At 35.0% G+C, this 18,870-nt stretch carries 23 protein-coding genes and 1 rRNA gene (1 of these 24 running past the window's edge); 10 read left to right on the forward strand and 14 right to left on the reverse strand.

The window, feature by feature from the left end:
• Nucleotides 1-83 (reverse strand): 16S ribosomal RNA (locus MKZ17_RS19130) (it extends 1,469 nt beyond the left edge of the window).
• 258 nt (nt 84-341) lie between these two features.
• Between MKZ17_RS19130 and MKZ17_RS19135 the strand changes: the two genes are divergently transcribed.
• Nucleotides 342-986: a hypothetical protein gene (locus MKZ17_RS19135; protein ID WP_340725293.1), complete on the forward strand. Its 645-nt coding sequence runs from the start codon at nt 342-344 to the stop codon at nt 984-986.
• 188 nt (nt 987-1,174) lie between these two features.
• On the opposite strand, the gene MKZ17_RS19140 is transcribed toward MKZ17_RS19135, so the two are convergent.
• A complete protein-coding gene (locus MKZ17_RS19140; protein WP_340725294.1) occupies nt 1,175-1,855 on the reverse strand; it encodes a KinB-signaling pathway activation protein in 681 nt (226 codons plus the stop codon).
• Between the two features lie 145 nt (nt 1,856-2,000).
• Here MKZ17_RS19140 and gerD point away from each other — a divergent pair, with 145 nt between their 5' ends.
• Complete coding sequence (gerD, locus tag MKZ17_RS19145; protein ID WP_340725295.1) at nt 2,001-2,606, forward strand: spore germination lipoprotein GerD; 606 nt, start codon at nt 2,001-2,003, stop codon at nt 2,604-2,606.
• 44 nt (nt 2,607-2,650) lie between these two features.
• Here gerD and MKZ17_RS19150 read toward each other — a convergent pair whose 3' ends face one another.
• The 5 genes from MKZ17_RS19150 to MKZ17_RS19170 form a co-directional block, all read right to left on the reverse strand.
• Nucleotides 2,651-3,706 carry a P-loop NTPase gene (locus MKZ17_RS19150; protein WP_340725296.1) on the reverse strand — a complete coding sequence of 352 codons (1,056 nt, stop codon included), beginning with the start codon at nt 3,704-3,706 and terminating at the stop codon, nt 2,651-2,653.
• Between the two features lie 72 nt (nt 3,707-3,778).
• Nucleotides 3,779-4,492, reverse strand: a complete 714-nt coding sequence (locus MKZ17_RS19155; protein ID WP_340725297.1) for an N-acetylmuramoyl-L-alanine amidase — start codon at nt 4,490-4,492, stop codon at nt 3,779-3,781.
• Between the two features lie 57 nt (nt 4,493-4,549).
• Nucleotides 4,550-6,355: an ABC transporter ATP-binding protein gene (locus MKZ17_RS19160; RefSeq protein WP_445326932.1), complete on the reverse strand. Its 1,806-nt coding sequence runs from the start codon at nt 6,353-6,355 to the stop codon at nt 4,550-4,552.
• Nucleotides 6,348-8,087 carry an ABC transporter ATP-binding protein gene (locus tag MKZ17_RS19165; protein ID WP_340725298.1) on the reverse strand — a complete coding sequence of 580 codons (1,740 nt, stop codon included), beginning with the start codon at nt 8,085-8,087 and terminating at the stop codon, nt 6,348-6,350. Before MKZ17_RS19165 ends, MKZ17_RS19160 begins: the two co-directional genes overlap by 8 nt.
• A gap of 35 nt (nt 8,088-8,122) precedes the next feature.
• Nucleotides 8,123-8,404 (reverse strand): 2-keto-3-deoxygluconate kinase, encoded by a 282-nt coding sequence (locus tag MKZ17_RS19170; protein WP_340725299.1) that lies wholly within the window; start codon nt 8,402-8,404, stop codon nt 8,123-8,125.
• A 177-nt stretch (nt 8,405-8,581) separates the two neighbouring features.
• On the opposite strand from MKZ17_RS19170, the gene MKZ17_RS19175 reads away from it, so the two are divergent.
• From MKZ17_RS19175 to MKZ17_RS19185, 3 genes are all read left to right on the forward strand, one after another.
• Nucleotides 8,582-9,631: a C45 family peptidase gene (locus tag MKZ17_RS19175; RefSeq protein ID WP_340725300.1), complete on the forward strand. Its 1,050-nt coding sequence runs from the start codon at nt 8,582-8,584 to the stop codon at nt 9,629-9,631.
• A gap of 105 nt (nt 9,632-9,736) precedes the next feature.
• Nucleotides 9,737-10,288 carry a GNAT family N-acetyltransferase gene (locus MKZ17_RS19180; protein ID WP_340725301.1) on the forward strand — a complete coding sequence of 184 codons (552 nt, stop codon included), beginning with the start codon at nt 9,737-9,739 and terminating at the stop codon, nt 10,286-10,288.
• 449 nt (nt 10,289-10,737) lie between these two features.
• Nucleotides 10,738-11,445, forward strand: coding sequence for a hypothetical protein (locus MKZ17_RS19185; RefSeq protein WP_340725302.1), 708 nt, complete (start codon nt 10,738-10,740; stop codon nt 11,443-11,445).
• A gap of 45 nt (nt 11,446-11,490) precedes the next feature.
• Here the strand turns inward: MKZ17_RS19185 and MKZ17_RS19190 are convergent, their stop codons facing one another.
• Nucleotides 11,491-12,165 (reverse strand): hypothetical protein, encoded by a 675-nt coding sequence (locus tag MKZ17_RS19190; protein WP_340725303.1) that lies wholly within the window; start codon nt 12,163-12,165, stop codon nt 11,491-11,493.
• A 127-nt stretch (nt 12,166-12,292) separates the two neighbouring features.
• On the opposite strand from MKZ17_RS19190, the gene MKZ17_RS19195 reads away from it, so the two are divergent.
• Nucleotides 12,293-12,805 carry a lipoprotein gene (locus tag MKZ17_RS19195; protein WP_340725304.1) on the forward strand — a complete coding sequence of 171 codons (513 nt, stop codon included), beginning with the start codon at nt 12,293-12,295 and terminating at the stop codon, nt 12,803-12,805.
• 75 nt (nt 12,806-12,880) lie between these two features.
• On the opposite strand, the gene MKZ17_RS19200 is transcribed toward MKZ17_RS19195, so the two are convergent.
• The 5 genes from MKZ17_RS19200 to MKZ17_RS19220 all read right to left on the reverse strand — a co-directional run bounded on the left by MKZ17_RS19200 (nt 12,881) and on the right by MKZ17_RS19220 (nt 15,260).
• Entirely contained in the window at nt 12,881-13,591 is a 711-nt protein-coding gene (locus MKZ17_RS19200) for an N-acetylmuramoyl-L-alanine amidase (protein ID WP_340725305.1), read from the reverse strand.
• Nucleotides 13,591-13,848, reverse strand: a complete 258-nt coding sequence (locus MKZ17_RS19205) for a phage holin (RefSeq protein ID WP_340725306.1) — start codon at nt 13,846-13,848, stop codon at nt 13,591-13,593. Before MKZ17_RS19205 ends, MKZ17_RS19200 begins: the two co-directional genes overlap by 1 nt.
• Nucleotides 13,838-14,164 carry a hypothetical protein gene (locus MKZ17_RS19210; RefSeq protein WP_340725307.1) on the reverse strand — a complete coding sequence of 109 codons (327 nt, stop codon included), beginning with the start codon at nt 14,162-14,164 and terminating at the stop codon, nt 13,838-13,840. Before MKZ17_RS19210 ends, MKZ17_RS19205 begins: the two co-directional genes overlap by 11 nt.
• Before the next feature lie 78 nt (nt 14,165-14,242).
• Nucleotides 14,243-14,425, reverse strand: a complete 183-nt coding sequence (locus tag MKZ17_RS19215) for a hypothetical protein (RefSeq protein WP_340725308.1) — start codon at nt 14,423-14,425, stop codon at nt 14,243-14,245.
• 16 nt (nt 14,426-14,441) lie between these two features.
• Nucleotides 14,442-15,260, reverse strand: a complete 819-nt coding sequence (locus MKZ17_RS19220; protein ID WP_340725309.1) for a hypothetical protein — start codon at nt 15,258-15,260, stop codon at nt 14,442-14,444.
• On the opposite strand from MKZ17_RS19220, the gene MKZ17_RS19225 reads away from it, so the two are divergent.
• The 4 genes from MKZ17_RS19225 (at nt 15,223) to MKZ17_RS19240 (ending at nt 18,287) form a co-directional block, all read left to right on the forward strand.
• The gene (locus MKZ17_RS19225) at nt 15,223-15,966 is read left to right on the forward strand and encodes a Kiwa anti-phage protein KwaB-like domain-containing protein (RefSeq protein ID WP_340725310.1); all 744 of its coding nucleotides are present in this window, start codon (nt 15,223-15,225) and stop codon (nt 15,964-15,966) included. The genes MKZ17_RS19220 and MKZ17_RS19225 overlap by 38 nt on opposite strands.
• Before the next feature lie 47 nt (nt 15,967-16,013).
• Nucleotides 16,014-16,643: a hypothetical protein gene (locus MKZ17_RS19230; RefSeq protein ID WP_340725311.1), complete on the forward strand. Its 630-nt coding sequence runs from the start codon at nt 16,014-16,016 to the stop codon at nt 16,641-16,643.
• 79 nt (nt 16,644-16,722) lie between these two features.
• Nucleotides 16,723-17,217: an ImmA/IrrE family metallo-endopeptidase gene (locus MKZ17_RS19235; protein ID WP_340725312.1), complete on the forward strand. Its 495-nt coding sequence runs from the start codon at nt 16,723-16,725 to the stop codon at nt 17,215-17,217.
• Between the two features lie 38 nt (nt 17,218-17,255).
• Nucleotides 17,256-18,287: a tyrosine-type recombinase/integrase gene (locus MKZ17_RS19240; RefSeq protein ID WP_340725313.1), complete on the forward strand. Its 1,032-nt coding sequence runs from the start codon at nt 17,256-17,258 to the stop codon at nt 18,285-18,287.
• 165 nt (nt 18,288-18,452) lie between these two features.
• Here MKZ17_RS19240 and rpsI read toward each other — a convergent pair whose 3' ends face one another.
• Nucleotides 18,453-18,845 carry a 30S ribosomal protein S9 gene (rpsI, locus tag MKZ17_RS19245; RefSeq protein ID WP_340725314.1) on the reverse strand — a complete coding sequence of 131 codons (393 nt, stop codon included), beginning with the start codon at nt 18,843-18,845 and terminating at the stop codon, nt 18,453-18,455.
• Nucleotides 18,846-18,870: the final 25 nt, after the last annotated feature.

An 18,870-nucleotide genomic window follows, 5' to 3' on the forward strand; every position in this document is an offset into this window, starting at 1 on the left:
AGCTCCAAATCAATTCGCTCGACTTGCATGTATTAGGCACGCCGCCAGCGTTCGTCCTGAGCCAGGATCAAACTCTCCATAAAAGTAGTTTGAAAGCTCATTTGCTTTGCTAGCGATTCAACAATTAAGTTGAAATCTATTTTTGCTTCATTTAAGAAGCTTGTTATCATTAACGTTGCTTGTTCAGTTTTCAAGGTTCATGTTGTTTCGTTTATTGCATCACCTCTTGGCGACTCACTTATAGTAACATCGTTTTGTTATATCCGTCAACACTTTTTCATAAGTTTTTTTATAGATATTGTTTTTTCTGTTTAAATCCATTAGAAGGCGGGTATGCAAATATGCTGAGAATCTTGGTATCACTGGCTTTATGTCTATTTTTAGTTTTATTCTATTTTGAGGAGAAAAATTTCACTTTACCAACATTTCAAATGACTGAAACCCCTACAGTTATAACAAAAGGGACTTATGGTCACAGTCTAATCATTGAACTTAGTTATTCACACAAAGGTCTATCTGAGTGGATCACCAACCTACGTGAACCATATCCGTTATTTCTAATTGATAGTGAATGGTTAGAAAGAAGTCCTGACCTTGTAAAACAATTAAAAGAAAAAAATATTCAAGTGGGTCTACTCGGATCGCCCAATGTACTTTACGAAGATGATACTCTTTTAGAGAAGCAACTTAAAGTATATGAAAAAACATTCAACGAATTGCCACTCTGGTTTGCTACTGCTGATTATATAGTAGATTCTAAAATACAAAAGGTTTTACACGCAAGAGGGATTAATATAATCGCCCCTTCAACTTCGTTTACTACACTTGATGGTGACTTAACAGATGGTGAATTTGTTAGTATCCCAATTCATCGAGAGCAAAACATATCTTTCGAACAAATTACACAGTATATGAATCAACATAAGTTTATTTCTATTGAGGAAAATATATTTGGCTATAAAATCAATACAAAACGCCTACCTTAAAACTAAAACTATTAATAGTTTTTATCGATTGCTGTAGACCAAAAAATAGTTGTGGAAATAAAAAGGATTCAATTAAGGTTAGATTCATATAAAAATTAATGAATAGTATTTTAAAAAAGCATGGGGAAATTGATTTCCACATGCTTTTTGATTGCTTAAGAAATTTAAAAGAGAATAAATACTTTTTTTTATGCTTTCGCCGTTTTTGTCGTTTCTTTACGTGCTTTGCGACGCTCTTCTAAGTTTTTTCGATCAATTTCTGATTGTGAGTTGTACTTTGGCAACATTAATATTTGATATGCATTGACTGCTACAAGTGGGAATAATAATAATGCGACATACACATCGATATTTTCTTGACGTCCCATTAACGCAATAATCCATTCTAATGATGTGACTACAATCATAAAGAACACTGTTGAAATTAAAACATGAGGTTTTTGCGTCATTTTCACTTTTTTTAATGCTGTTGCAAAGGCAGCACCAATTAATACAATTAATAGAAATCCATAAATAAACCAATCACTTGCTGTATTTGCGCCTGGAGCAAATCGGAAAATAATAATATCAACCAAAACAATTATTATTAATAAAATTTGCACCCAGTTCCACAGCGTTAACGATCTAAATACATTCACACCTACTTGATGCAATGTTAAGTAAGCAAAAAAGCCGGCTTGAGCCATTACACTCATTGTAATCCCTAATACTATATTCCATACAACCGCAGCTAGAAATTCTACAAATTCACCATTCACTAAATACGGTTGGTAGAAGTCCCAACGTATAATTAACGATGCAACTGCATTTACTATACCGCCAATTAATAAAGCCCAAAAAGCAAATTTAACCCAGTTTCGTATCGTCACGACATTACTTCCTCCACTTTTTTAATATACTTGTATATTTTAACAAGTGAAAGCAAAAAAAGCGACAGAGGAAGTGACTGGTTACATAGAATTTGTAGAATTGTGAACAATAATTGAAAGACTGAAGATAGAAAGGAGTGATACAATGGCACGACGTTTTTTATTGCTACCCTTTTTCCTCTTATTACTTGCTGGCTGTGGCGATGCAAAATCAACTACCCTTTCTTATGAAGAAGTAAAAAAGATTATGGTCGATGCGGTTCAGACTGAAGAGGGAAAAAAAGCAATCCGTCAGTTGTTTGAAGAAAAAAGTTTTCGTGAGTTACTCGTGTTAGATACAGAAGAAGTAAAAAAGGCGACTGAAGAAACATTGCTTTCAAAAGAAGCGAATGAATTTTGGATTAAAACATTCGAAGATCCTAAATTCAAGGAGTCCTTCGCGAAAAGCATGAAGAAGCAACAGCAAGATTTAATGAAAGATTTAATGGCTGATGCATCTTATCAAGAAGATTTAATATCCTTCTTCAGCCAGCCGGATATGCAAAAGCAGCTTGAAACGATTTTAAAAGGAACAACTATGCGGAAAGAAATCGAAAAAGTGGTAATGGAGACAATTGATAATCCACTACTTCAAACAAAATGGCAAGAATTAATTAAAAAGAGTGGAGAAGCCGCTTCTTCTGATAAAGGATCTGGAGGTAGTGGTGGAGAAAGCGGAGGTTCAAAAGGAGGAAACAGTAGCTCAGAATAAAAAAATAACCAGCTGCTTATTTTTAAAGCAACTGGTTATTTTTATTATTTATTTAGCTGTGCAATAATTTCTTCAGCAATTTGTAAATATATTTTACCTGTTGGGTGATCAGCTGCATAAATAGATGGTGCGAAATCTTCTTCTGTCCAGTCTGGCTGACCTAGTGGAATTTGTCCTAATAATTTTGTACGTAATTCCTCAGCTAATTTTGGACCGCCACCTTGGCCGAACACATACTCTTTTTCACCAGTTTTATTTTCGTACCACGCCATATTTTCAATAACACCTAGAATGTCATGATTTGTTTGTAATGCCATCGCACCTGCACGTGCTGCAACAAATGCTGCCGTTGGGTGCGGTGTTGTTACGACGATTTCTTTTGATGACGGAAGCATTTGGTGAATATCAAGTGCCACGTCCCCTGTGCCTGGTGGTAAGTCTAATAATAAGTAATCTAATTCGCCCCACTCTACATCACGGAAGAATTGATCTAATACTTTCCCAAGCATTGGACCACGCCATACAATTGGCGCATTGTTTTCAACGAAGAAGCCCATTGAAATCACTTTTACGCCTAAACGATCTACTGGATAAATGCGGTCTTCTTTTACGACTGGCATTTCTGTTACACCCATCATATCTGGTACACTAAAGCCGTAAATATCTGCATCAATTAATCCAACTTTTTTCCCTAGACGAGCTAATGCTACTGCCATGTTAACTGAAACCGTTGATTTACCAACGCCACCTTTACCTGATGCAATAGAAATAAATTGCACGCTTGATAATGGTGATAAAATATCTTGAGCTTCCGCTTCTGTTGCTTGTCCACGGAAAGCTTGTAATGCCTCTTGAGATAATTCTTCAAAGCGAATTCCGACTGAAGCCGCGCCGTTTTCTTTAAGCACTTCAACAATTTTCATTTGAAGTGTCATTTGCTCTGGTGTATTTGTTTTTGCTATTGCTATGCGTACACTGACATGCCCTTTTTCTTCTTTAATTGAAACATTAGTTATTCCGTTTGTTTCTGCCAATGGTTTATGTAAAAACGGATCCTGTAATTGACCTACTAGTTCTCGGACTTGTTGTTCATTTATCACATCAAACACTCCCCTAAATGAAATTTCCAATGTTAGTATATCATAATCGCATCGTATTACTATGAATGTTGCCTAATCAATTTTCACATTAATATAATTTTCAATGCCACGTGCTATAGCAAACGCCATTTTATCTTGATAGCTCTCTGTTGCGAGTAATTGTCGCTCTTCTTCATTACTAATAAAGCCTGTCTCTACTAATACTGCTGGCATATCTACCTTCTTTAGTAAGTACACTTGCTTAATCGATAATGCCTCACGATCTGTGTTTTCTAATGTTTCTCGGATGGAGTTTTGGACAGCTCTTGCTAAAACCTCCCCATTCGGGTGACCGTCTTTATGGTAAAACACTTGAGCTCCCCGCCACTTACTATTTGGTATAGCGTTCGCATGAATTGTCACAAATAAATCGGGCTCATGCTTAACTACAAGTGATTCGCGCAAGAAAATATCTTGCTTTTTGCGTTCACGATTGGTTGGGAACTGTTCACTTGGGGCATGTTCACTTATTACATCCCCATCCGTTGAACGCGTTAAAATGACTTCCGCACCTAAGCGCGTCAGCTGACGTTCTACTTTTTTTGTTATAGCAAGTGTGATTTCCTTTTCAATGATATCCCCGTTAGAGGCACCACCATCTAACCCTCCATGCCCTGCATCCAAAACGATTTTTACCCCACCTAATGGCTCTGGTAAAAAGAATCGTTTATCTGATGCGCTCGTTTCATAAACAACAACTAACATTGAACATAAGATTACAAATGCTAATGCAAGCCAACGCCTCAAAAATACCACCGCCCTTTTTGCCTACTATACGCAAATGGTCGATGGTTTATTCACAAACTAGGACATTAGCTGACGTTGTAATGTCGCATAAAACCCATCTTCTCTCATTAAACTCTCATGATTTCCTTGTTCTAAAATTTGACCATCTTTTATAACGAGAATTTGGTCAGCATTTTCGATCGTCTTTAAACGATGAGCAATGACGAAACTTGTACGTCCCTTCATAAGATTGTTTAAACCTTTTTGAATGTGTACCTCTGTCATTGTATCTACACTTGATGTTGCTTCATCTAAGATTAAAATATCCGGATCCTCCAAAATAGCGCGAGCAATCGCGATTAACTGACGCTGACCTTGACTTAAGTTCAAGCCACCACTTTTTAGCACCGTATCGTATTGTTCAGGTAAATATTTTATGAAGTTATGAGCATAGGCAATTTTTGCCGCCTGTTCTACTTCCTCATCTGTCGCACTTAGTTTACCAAACCGAATATTTTCACGAACCGTTCCTGAAAAGAGATACGTATCCTGAAGCACAACCCCGACATGATCACGAACGCTAGCCATTTTATACTGCTCTATTGGTTCGCCATCAAGCAAAATGCGTCCCCCAGTTGTATCATAGAAACGGGTCAATAGCTGAATGATCGTCGTCTTGCCAGAGCCTGTTGGGCCAACAATCGCAATCGTTTCCCCAGCTTTTGCATGGAAATCAATGCCACGTAAAATAGGTTTTCCTGCTTCATAAGAAAATTCAACCTGTTCAAATACTACATCCCCGACAAACTTCTCCTTTGTTTTTGCATTTGCGACATCAGCCACTTCCTGCGCCTCATCTAATATTTCAAAAACACGTTCTGAACCTGCGACTGCTGATTGAAATGTATTTAGCAAGTTCGATAATTGATTTATTGGTCTGAAAAACTGACGCGTATATGTTACAAACGACGCAATAACCCCAATGGATAACCCACTCGTAACGGCCATTATGGCACCAACCCCAATGACTAAACTTAAGCCTAAGTTATTCATAAAGTTATTGATTGGGCCCATAAAGCCTGAAATAATATCCGCGCGCATCGCAGAACTTCGTAGTTTTTCATTTGCTACCTTAAATTCCGACAATGTCTTTTTCTCTTTCCCAAACAACGTAATAATATCTGCATTGGAAATTGTTTCTTCAATATAGCCATTTAAATTGCCTAAATCACGTTGACGTGCTTTATAGTTCACACTGCTTCGTTTAATAATTTGTTTTGTCGCCCAAACAATTAACGGAATGATAATTAGTGTCACAAGGGCTAAGCGCCAATCTAAATAAAATAGTGCAAACGCTGTTCCTACTATTGTTAATGATGACGAAACAATCTGAATGACACTTTGTGACAGCGCTGCATTTAAGTTTTCTATATCATTCGTCATGCGGCTCATTAAATCGCCTTGCTGCTTTTTATCAAAAAAGGCTAGCGGTAATGACTGATACTGCTCAAATAACTGCTGGCGTAAACGACGAATCGTCTTTTGTGAAACACGAATCATGATAAATGTTTGGACCCACGTTAAGATGGATGAAACGCTATATACACCAGCTAAAAGAAGTGACATACGAATTGCACCAGAAACATCGAACTTCACAATGTAATCATCAATTGTTTTCCCGATTAAAAATGGACCCACTAAACTAAGAATTGTGCTAATGATAACAAAAATGACAACACTTATTAGTTCTATTCGCTGAACACGTAAATAACTCCATATACGCAATAGTGTTTCTTTTTGGTTTTTTGGCTTCACGATTGGCCCTGAAAATCTCCCACCTGGATGACCCATTGGTGGACGAGGCCCTCCTTGTTGCTTATTCACTTAGGGTCACCCCTTTTTCCGCCTGTGTCTTTGCCATCTCTTCATATAAAGGGCTTATTTTCAATAATTGCTTATGCGTCCCCTTCGCAACAATTTCTCCATCATCCATGACGAATATTTGATCTGCATGGCGAATAGAAGAAATTTTGGAGGAAACGATGAATTTTGTCACATGCCCAAACTGAGTTTGAATAGCTTCTTGAATATTTTTTTCAGATATACTATCAACCGCGCTCGTTACATCATCTAAAACTAATATACTTGGTTTACGAACAAAGGCACGCGCCATTGCAAGTCGCTGCTTTTGACCACCTGATAAATTCGTTGCGCCCTGTGTTAGCTCATGCTCAACACCACTAGGTAACTTTTCGACAAACTCCGATGCACTTGCTGCTTGTAATGCTTCTAGTAACTGTACTTTAGATGCTTCATCTTGTCCGTAACGAATATTTTCTGCAATCGTTTTTGAAAAAAGTGTCGCCTTTTGTGGGGCAAAACCAATTGCCTGTCGTAATTGCTCTAAATCATATTGTTGAACAGGATTACCATCAATTTTCACTATGCCCTCATCTACTTCAAATAATCTTGGAAGCATTTTTACTAATGTTGACTTCCCACTACCAGTCATCCCAATAATGCCAATCGTTTCTCCTGCATTTACATGGAAGCTAATATTTTTTAAAACTGGTTCTGTGCCTTTTATATAAGAAAAGCTCACATTTTCAAAGGTAACACTGCCCAGAATAGCATTCTGCACGGGTCCTTCTGGATTTTTTACGTCCGTTGTTTCCTCTAACACCTCGACAATCCGTCCAGCACTTGGAACCGCCCGCGCAAGCTGGACAAGTACCATAGACGAACTCATAAGCCCTTGCATAACCATCATTAAATAGTTTATAAAAGCTAAAATAACCCCGACTTGAAGCGTGTTATTTTCCACTTTAATCGCACCTAACCATAATGCCGCTACAATGCCCAAATTTACAACGAACATCGTAAGCGGTGCTAATACGCCAATAATTTGATCTGCTGTCATACTACGCTTCATTAATTGCGTATTCACATCTGCAAATTGATCAATTTGATGGTTTTTACGATTATATGCTTTAATGACCCGAATACCGGCTAAGTTCTCCTGTACCTTTGTATTTACTTGATCTACAACGCGCTGTACTTTATGAAATAACTTACCAGATAATGCAGTGAAGTAATACATACAAAATGCCAATATCGGTACAACTACTAATAAAATCGGAAATAGTTCACGAGCTGTAATAAATACAATGACTACCGCGCCAATAAACATCATCGGTCCACGCACGAAAATCTTCAGTAGCATCGTTAAGGCACGCTGTAGCATTTCCATATCACTCGTTAAGTTAGTTACTAATTTTCCTAACGTAAATTTATCTTTACTACTATTCGAAAAATACGTAATCGTCGCATATAAATCTTGGCGCAAATCAGTCGCAAAATTGACCGCTGTACGTGATGCATAAATCGAACAGCCAATACCACCTATTAACCCAATAAGCGATGTCACCAGCATTAGCCCAAACATTTGCACGATATATGTCGTATCACTTTTCGCAATCCCATCATCAATAATGTGCTGTAAAATCGTCGGTTGCAATAAATCCATACTCACTTCAATGACCATCATGACCGGTGCAATAATAGCAAATAAAAGATACGGTTTAATATACTTAGATAATTTCCAAACGGCATGCATCTTGAAAATTCACTTCCTCACTCTACTGGAGCTAATTAGGCTTCCTCTGTTTCTTCTAATAATTCATCTAACTGAAATAATTCGACAAATTCATTCATTATTGCTTCCGTAGCCTTTAATTCCCCTGCAATGACGGGATGAATCGACTGTAGCTCGGTCGCCTCTAACTGACTTTTTAACGTTTCACGCTTTGTAACAAGCTGACGATAAAAATCGAGAGCACGACCACGACGAAATGTTTGCGCCCCTCTTCTCCCTCTTTCATTATGCCCCTTTTCCTCTCTATTGAGAGGTCTTCCTCGTCCTTCACGTCTCATAATATTGTTTACTCCTCCACACATTTGAATACAATTGTATACTTTTGTATACAAAAATGCGAGAAGAAATTAGTAAAATGTAAATAAAATCCTTCAATTGTAAAGACGCTTTTCCTTGTGCTTTTCTATAAAAAGTCGATACTATAAAAAAAACAGCGAAAGTAAAAGGAGCTTTAAATGAAAAAAGTTATAAGTGATGTCATCCAATTTCGGGGCTCCCATTATGATTTTGGACTAATGCAAGGAGATCTACTTCTCCATTCATCCTTAATGCAAAACCGTAAAATACTGTACGAAAAATTAAAGCATAAATTTATCGTCGATTTGCCTCGTGTAAATTCTTTATTAAAAAATTTTGCACCAGGAATTCAAGAAGAAATCCAAGGATTACAGGATGCTCTTAACATTACAGAAGAACAAGCATTTTTATATTTCGGTGGCTACTACACAGCCTATCCTACAAGCGGTTGCTCGATTGTGACTGGCTCGAACTTCCTTATTCGCAATTACGATAATGATCCTTTTAGTTATGATGGTCGCTTCGTATTGTACAAACCAACGGATAGTGGTTTTGCTACTATCGGGCCGACAATGCTAGTGACGGGGAGAATGGACGGCATGAATGAAAAAGGACTCGTTGTTGGTTACAATTTTGTTAATACAAAAAATCGTATAGACGGTTTTGTTTGCAATATGATTGGTCGTATTTTGTTAGAAAGGTGCGCAACCACTCGTGAAGCGATCGATTTATTAAACGAGCTTCCACACAAGCATTCTTTTAATTACGTTTTACTAGATGCATCAAATGACGCAGTTGTCGTAGAAGCCTCTCCTCGTAGGATTGCAATAAGGGAGACTTTAGCATGTACAAATCATTTTCATATTTTAACAGATGAAAATCGTTATCGTATGGAAGACTCAATGGCACGTGAGAAGATTATTACGTCCGCGCAACAACACAACCTTTCATTTTACGAAGCATTCCAATTGATGAATGGGGTTGAAAATGGCGTATTTGCTAAAAAATATAATGCTTGGGATGGGACAATTCATACCGCAGGCTATATTCCAACCGAGCGAAAAGTAATGTATGCACTTGGCGGCAATGCTTTACCAATCGCTTTTGATTTTGCTAGCTGGATCAATGATAAAAATATTGCAATCTCTAAAATAAAAGGACAGCTCGATGCAACGGCTGGCTTTGTCAATGAAGCAATAGAAAGATAATGCTCTTTATGTAATTTAGAAGATACTTGCTTATTTTTAGATGACTGACTATGATAGTTAAAACATAAAAATTTAAAGACGTAGACAACTAGGGGAGAAATGAATATGTTTTTTTATGAAGTAGATGCAGAAATTCAATTAAAATTAATTACACCAAATGATGCAGAAGAAATCTTCTCTTTTGTAGATCGCTCACGCCAATATTTACGTGAATGGCTTGGCTGGGTAGATAATACACAAACGGTTGAAGACACGCGCCAATTTGCGGCACTCAATTTAAAAAAGTTTGCGAATCAAGAAGCATTGGATACCGCCATTATTTATAAAGGGAAATTTGTTGGTAAAATATCGATTAACTCCATTAATTGGGCGACAAAGAAAGCTGAAATCGGTTATTTTTTAGATGAGTCATTCCAAGGTGACGGCATTATGACTCGTGCAGCAAAAGGAATTATAGATATTGCATTTAATGAATACAAATTAGAAAAAATAGAAATTCACGCTGCTATCGGAAATACGAAAAGCCGCAATATTCCGGAACGATTAGGTTTTACCTATGAAGGGACAATTCGTCAGGCGGAATGGCTTTATGATCATTATGTCGATCACGCTGTTTATGGTTTATTAGTAGATGAGTGGTTAGGGAAAGAAGAATAGCTAGTATATTTCTTTATAAAAAAACCCTTTCTCGAAAATTCGAGAAAGGGTTTTGTAGTTTCGCAAAATAGTTGAATCCGTAAGATTAACGTTTTGAGAACTTAGAAAGTATATACCCCAAGCACTTGCGGGTTACTTTGTATATTACCCGTATATTATACAAACTTTGCCATAGATACATAAACTATAAAGGATATTTAAAATGGGCACAATATAATAGTAGAAACTCCATACTTTTTAGGGTTTTTAAATTAATCAAACTTCTATCAAATTATATACTTTTACTCTTTAACAGCATCAAAATAGGATCATTTTGTGTACTTCCAACATCTTTTACTGTTTATAAAAGACCTTCATTATATCTATTTCATCTAATAATAACAAATAATAAACTATCATTTAATTTCCACTATCGTAAAATATTGTAATATATTAAGGGGGCTATAAAAATGAGTGAAGAAAAAAAAGTTTTGCTTGCACCAAACGAAAATGAAAAAAAGAAACCTGGTTGTTTCAAAGGATGCTTAACATTTATCATTATATTTATTATTTTCGGTGCCCTAATTAGCGCATGCTTTGGTGATGAAACACCAACTGAAGATGTAAATTCAACTAATGAACCAGCTGATACTTCTGCTAAATCGTCAGTTAACAAGCAAGAATCAAAGGAAAAAGATACAACCGATAGTTCTAAACCGTCAGCTGATGAGGTCGGATACTATAAAAATGAGTTAGGACCAGAACTAGATGCAATACAAAAAGAATACGATCGTATCTGGAATGAACAATGGATTACTACTTTCAACGGAATTTCTGATGGTTCGGTCAATGTATATGATGCATATAAAACTATGACATTCATTGAGACTAACTATACTGCGTTGTCTAAGAATATCAAAAAAATTGAAAGCAATAATCTTTCGAAGGAAAATAATAAACTTTTAGAAGAATATACTTCGAAGTTGAAAAAAGCATCAGACTACCGGTCTTTTGCCGCTAGTGAAGCTGCGAAAATGTTTGATAATGGGGATTTTAAACCGTCTGAGTTTGAATCAATTAAAAATATTGTTTCGATGTCAGATAATGAAATGTTAAGCGCTATTGTAAATAGGGTTTCTATTGAAAGTAACCTTGGGTTGATTGAAACAACTGAATAAAAACAAAGTAGTACATTACTTATTTTTCATTTGTTCTCATATATCTTAATAAATATAGTGGGTTCCATCATCATCAAAATAAGTGTAATGATCTATCTTTCTCGTTACAGAACCGTTTAACTGTACCTCTTTACCTATAGTAGCGAAAGTACCACCTATACCGCCCGTAAATGTCATTTCGCCTTGGTGATAAAAATCACCATTAATTAACCACCAAACTGAAGTAGAGGTAGTTAACTTCGCTCTGATTTTCCCTTCAAATCCTTTAGCAGTATATGAATCATTAACTCCATCTCTGTCTAAAACTACTTCTTCTATATACTTCATTTCCCTAAATGAATTAGAAGTATAAGTCCATGCATAAACTGTAATTGCTGGTTTATAAAAAAACCCTACATCTTGTATAATGTTGATTTTAAGCATAAAGTAACTATTAGCCGCTAATAATTGTGTTCCTTTGCTATCAACGTAAGGATTTTTATACATTTTTCGAGCTTCTGTTATACTGATTCCTTTGTCTGCTGCTCTCTCTTGAATAAACTCTTCGTAAGTGAGTTCCTCTACTATCACTTCACCCTTTTCTTCCATTAACTCCAAATCGTCCAAGTTAAAACTACCTGAAATTGGCTCTAATGACGTTGCCTCAGGTTTTGATGGACTAACTAAAAATAAACTTAAAACCATAAAAAAGCTAACAAATGTAATGACGCTTCTTTTCATGAAATAATTTCATCCCCTTCCTATTATTGTAAATATAATACATTATATATAAAAATTTGTAAATATTCGTTTTTTGAATATTCAATGATATAATTATTAATAAATTAATTAGTTAGGAGGAAATAAATTGAAAAAAATTTTTTTACTTTTAAGTTTAACTATTTTATTATCTGGGTGTTATGCTAATGAAAATAATGATGGTTTTAAAGGGAATAATGATAATTATAAGGGGAAAAACTTAGATATTGGAGTAGTAGGTAATGAATTACCTGATATAAGTAACGTTAATTATAGATACGTAAAATTAAACGAAATTTTTAAAAATAATAATATTAACTTTGATGCTTTGATTATTACATCAGACGAATTTGAAGAAGCTGATAATCCAAAATATGTACAATTTTTCGATAAAGTTACTTATCCAGTAATCTTTTTTGGAGAAAAAGACTTTAGAATGTTTGCCTTTACAAATGAAAATATGTCAATTGAAAACTCTAAAGATAATAATGACAGTTTTATTGAGGGATTCAGAAATATAGATGATGAAAGAGAGGGTATGAAATTTTATAAATTTGACGAAAATGATACTGATGTAGATATGTTAGTTCGTCTTTTTAATTATTTAGATAATCTTGATTAATTTTAATGTGTATTACTATATAACTTTAAAAGTCAAAAGCCCACTACTCATAAACAAGGTAATGGGCTTCAATTTTTATTTTTTAGTTAAACGTTCAGCATATGTTAGTACATAATCAAATAACTCATCATTACTATACTTATCAACATCATCATGTGGAGATGTGAATACATTGGTAGCTACTGCATTTTTGATTAATGCGATGGCACGTTGGCGCTGTTTGTCCTCCACAGAAGAAGTTGTGGAAGGCTTTAACGTTTTACCAACAGTCTTCGCTAATTGTTCAGCGTTTGCATAGCATATCTTTTCGAAGTCCCTACGGTAAATAGCTACATCCACTGAATCATTAACAAAGCAGACTTCGATTAAATAGCATGGTTTATTAGTGCCTTTTAATAATCCTAAGTCTGGACGAATTTTAACGCCGCGGTTTTTAAGTCCACTCCCTCTGCTAATTGCATCTGTAATCGCTGTTGCCGTATCAATATTTTTCCCGTTGTGAATTAAGGTTTCTGTACCGATACCTCTAGAATGAGTACCAGCTGTTGAATTAAAGTGAATTGATACGTCAATTTGACGATTAGACTTATTATGTTGAGCAATCAACCATCGAATGTTATCTGATTGCTTTTCACTTACATTATCCTCGATGTAATTAGTTGTAATGCCAGCTGCACGTAAAATGGATGTTACTCGCTTTGCTACTTTGATTGCTTCTGTAACCTCATCTATAAATCCATATGCACCTGTTTTTGGTCCATAATGTCCTGGAGAAATACTAATCATTATTCATCACCCTTTGGCTTATCATATCGCAAGGCTTGTGTGCTATCACCTGTACCTGTTGTCGTTGGATCTACCACAACGCCTATTAGCACTAAAATAGCAAGTACCGTGTTAAACAAGTCGGTAACTTGCTCATTGTAAATGGTTGTATCAATTCCAAAAAACGTTGCTACTTGTTGTACTAGTAACATTAGTAACGCGAAAAGCGCTACAAGAAATGGTTTGTGTTGTAATCTTACTTTCCAATTAATTTTCATTGTGTGAACCCTCCAATTTATCAATTCGTTTATGTGCCGATTTTGCCACTTCATCTACTCGTACCAAATCGCGAGCAAAGGCATTCATTTGTTCTTTATTCGTTTTAACATCCAGTTTGATGTCATCTACCCCTCTACTGATATGAGCGAGTGTTACTTTCATCTCTGCCTCACTCGTTGCATTATTCTTCTTGTCACGATCACGGTTAAGAACGTAACCGAAAACCGCAAACAATAATCCCCCAATACCGACTATAATCGGAATATCTACTGCCATACCCACACCATCCTCATCCATAATAAAAAGGACACGCAATAGCGCATCCTTTTAAATTCCCAAACGTTTGGGATTTTAGTTTTTTCCATAAAAAATAACGCTAGCTTATGCTGCGTTTTACTCCGTTACCTCGTTATCTAGCGTAATCATCTGAATTAAATTTCGACTTACCACATTGCCACCTAAGTTAATGAATAACATATTACCGTTTAATTTCGACGTGAAATCCGATGCATCGAAATCTGGAATATTTGCCTTAATTGGTGCTTGTTGATTGTGTAAATAGATTAATACATTCATGTGTGTCTCTCCTTTTTTAGGTTAATTTTACTGACCCTATTGTGCTACCGTTTACTTGCACATATAAATTACCGCCTGATGTTGAAATACCAATGCCACTAGAGTTAGCTCTTGCAACACCTATGATACTGTCTGCATATTGAAAGTTTACATTTCCGTTAAACGCAACAGTTGATCCGCTAGCCCCTAAAGTTACATTGGAATCAATCTTTACATTTGAAGCCGATATACCGATGTTACTCCAGTCACCAGTGATACGCGATATACCCCCAAATTGAATGCTCTTTGTACCACCTGAACCGTTTGCTAGATACACGTTATTGCCAACGTATAAGTCTGTGCCGACGTTAATTGTGGACGAACCTGTAATGCTACCATTTGCCATGACAGCACCGTTCAAATTAATCTTACTTGCACTTATACTTATGGATTCAGGGGACATATTGATTGATGAAATAAGGTTATTTGCGTCTACTTTTAGCGAAATACTATTTTGTAATATGTTGATAGATGCGCTCGAATTGTACTCTAAATTACTTACACTCAATGCAATCTGATTAGCACGTATATCTATGGCTGCTACTTCATTTGTTATTCGATTGTTCACGCTTAAATTGATATTGTCGGCTTTAATATCGATAGCTGCAATGGATTTGTCTAACTGGTCAACTTCCAAAGTAATACGGCTATCTGTTTGGTCAAACTTACTTCGATATTCTTGTTTTGCTTCATCGACATTCTCATTTGTTTCATGAATTTGATCTTGTTGTTCTACCAGTAAATCAATGGATGATTTAATGAGTGTATTCCCAAAAGTGACGCTAGAGATATGCAATTACTTCTATAGTGAGGGGACAACAACTACTTTCGACTCCGAATTAGCTATAGAAATATCGGAAGAATTACCTTCTGCTAAAGAATTAAATTTTATTATTCATCATTTAAAAGTAGATGATAATAATATACTGCTATTTAGTAGACAAAATCGCATTTCACTTAATAAAAAGAAACGCATTTACCAAATAAATTCTGATAATGATTTCAGATTAGTGAATGACGAAGACTTCTATCTTTTTAATCCTTTTATAATTTGCATTTTTATTAATAATGATGTTTATGTTGCTGATTTCAGAAATTTTATTGAGATATTTAACTATAAACAGCATTTGAAATCTCATGTTGATGAAGTGATTAATGTTTTAGAGCAAGAAAGCATAATAATGAATATGGAACCATTTCGTGAAGAAATAAAACATTATAGACATTTCAACGCTTTAACGAAGGTAAGTAAAAATCCTACGGAAATCAAATCATATATTTCTAAATACAAGAAAAAGATTCAGGATATTTCGCAAAAACATAAAGTTAAATTTACCTTCAACCCTGTTGACGAAAACTTTGAAGTGGAAGATGAAGAAGGTATCAAAATCATCATTAGAATTATATCTGATAGAGCAGGCTTTGATTTTGGAGATGAATTTATTACCTTCCCAATTAAAGAAAAAGTAGAAAAAAGGGAAATGAGCATAACACAAATATAGAATATATGTTCGCTTAATGGTATTATAATATAAGGGGGAGAGAACAAATGAAAATGTTATTTAATTTCTTTTTATATTTCCTGTACTTGATTGCTGCAGAACTCCCCTTATTTATTATATTTTTAATAAGAGCTGACCCAACAACAGACTTATACATATATTTAAAAATATTATTATTGATTTCAATTGCTTTAAACATTTTAATATTATTAATAATATTACTACATAAACCTAAACCAAAATTTAATGAAACCATAACAGTTACAAATAATAAAATTGGACGAAATAGTATAAGTGATTTTTTTAGTTTCTTCTTATTGCCTTTTTTTACATTCTCAATCAATAGCAGTGCAGACCCTAACAAATTTTTATTAGAAATGCTAATTTTATTCATATTATTAACAATTTATTTATTTAGAACAAATAATTTAACAGCAAATATATTGATTTTTTTACTTTTCAATATTTATGATGTTAAATCAAAAGGAAACCATTTCACTTTATTTACTTTCGTACCTACCAGCTTTGATTCATTTGATTCAACTAAAAAAATTATAAAAATTAGCAGAAAATATTATATATATATTGGTGACGAATATAATAAATTTAGAATTATATTACTTACTATTTCTATATTATATTTAATTAGTTTTTCACTTCTATTTTATTACATTTAGCTCCACTACCAAATAGTGGGGTTTTATTATATACTAAAAACGAACAAATGTTCTTATTTGTATTACTGGAGATGATTAAATGGCTACACATTACACGCACACAGAAGATTACATAAAAACACTTTATTTAAAATTAGACATTAAAAAGCCACAGGAACTTAAATTTCAATCAATCGCCGAACAGCTAGGAATACACGTTTTTTACTGGCCAGACGCAAGCCAGGCGCTTTTTACAGGAAGTAAAGCGTTCATTTTACTAAATGAAAAGCTAACACCACAGCAACAATGGGAGGAATTTTGCCACGAACTTAGCCATGTTTTATTCCACGTTGGTAATCAAAGTAAGATTCCTACGAGGTTTATCGAATACCAAGAAGCCAAAGCTAACATTTTCATGTACCACGCAGCTATCCCTACCTTCATGTTAGATCAATTACATATCTATCACTTAGATATTGAAACGGTATATGAGGTAGAGAAGCTGTTCAATGTTACTCGCGAGTTTGCGGTAAAGCGTTTAGAACAATACATAAATAAAAAATTGTCATACCAATATGGAATTGTCAGTTTTTAATAATATCTTGTCAAATATATTCAGAGGAGGTTTTAATAATGAAAAATCCAAATGGATATGGCTCTGTTTTTAAATTAAGCGGTAAACGACGAAAACCTTTTGCTGTACGCGTAACAGCTGGGTATACAGATACGGGGAAACAAAAATACGAATACTTAGGTTACTATGAAAAACGAGATCAAGCTATGATGGCACTAGCTGAATACAATAAAAGCCCGTTTGACATTACAAAGGCAAAAACAACTTTTGCAGAAGTTTATGATTCAATGATGAAAGAAAAATATCCTGATGGGCCAAATGAAAAGGAGCGTTCAAATTGGAATGGTTACAACGCTTCCTACAAAAGTGCGGAAAGGCTACACCATTTGAAGTTTATAGATATTAGAAAGAATGATTTACAAGAAATTATCACGGCTTCAACTAAATCACACGGCACAAAACGGAAAATAAAAGTTTTGTTCAATCAAATGTTTAAATATGCAATGGAACAAGATCTTGTAACAAAGGATTATTCGGTTTTTGTTGATGTCGGTAAAAATGACTCTGGTACTTATCGCAAGCCATTTAATGATGTTGAAATTAAAGCACTTTGGGACAACGTAGAACGTTTAGAATTTATTGAGCTAATATTAGTGTTAATTTATACAGGGTTGCGTCCAGGAGAGCTTTTAGAAGTTAAATTAGAGGATATAAATATTAAAGAAAGATATTTACGTGGTGGATTTAAAACGGAAGCTGGAACGAATCGTTTAATTCCACTAAATAAAAAAATACTGCCATTTCTTGAAAAACGAATGAACGCCCAACAATATTTAGTCGTAAATTCTAAAGGTCAGCAAATGTCCTATCATAACTTCCACTACGATCATTTTAAGAAAATAATGGAGCAGCTTAAATTGGAGCATAAGCCACATGATTGCCGCCATACGTTTGCAACATTAATGGATAATGCAGATGCAAATAAATTATCGATTAAGCGCATTATGGGCCATGCATCAAAAGACATCACTGATAAGGTATATACACATAAAGATATTACACAATTATTAGCTGCTATCGATTTAATTTAGCAGCTATTCATTTAAAAAAGTTTGTGTATTACTTGTGTATTATGTGTATATTACGTGTACTTATCCACAGGTTTTTACACAACTTTTGTAAGCTATGAAAATAGATAAAAACCCTGCAAACGCAATGGTTGCAGGGTTTTTGTTGAAACGAATAGTTTGAAAAAATTAACGTTTTGAGAACTGAGGTGCACGACGAGCGCCGCGTAAACCTGGTTTTTTACGTTCTTTCATACGAGAATCACGAGTTAATAGACCCGCAGCTTTTAAAGCTGGACGGAAATCTGGATCAACTTGTAATAATGCACGAGCGATACCGTGACGGATTGCACCAGCTTGACCAGTGAAACCACCACCGTTTACGTTTACGTGTACGTCATAAGAACCTTTAGTTTCAGTTGCTTCTAATGGTTGGTTGATGATTAATAATAAAGTTTCGTATGGTAGGTAATCAGCAACGTCACGGTTGTTGATTACGATTTTGCCTTCGCCTGGTACTAAACGTACGCGGGCAGTTGAGCTTTTACGGCGACCTGTGCCGATGTATTGTACTTGTGCCAAAGTTATTTCCTCCTATTATGATTTA

It is taken from the genome of Solibacillus sp. FSL R7-0682, from assembly GCF_038005985.1.
GTDB lineage: Bacteria > Bacillota > Bacilli > Bacillales_A > Planococcaceae > Solibacillus.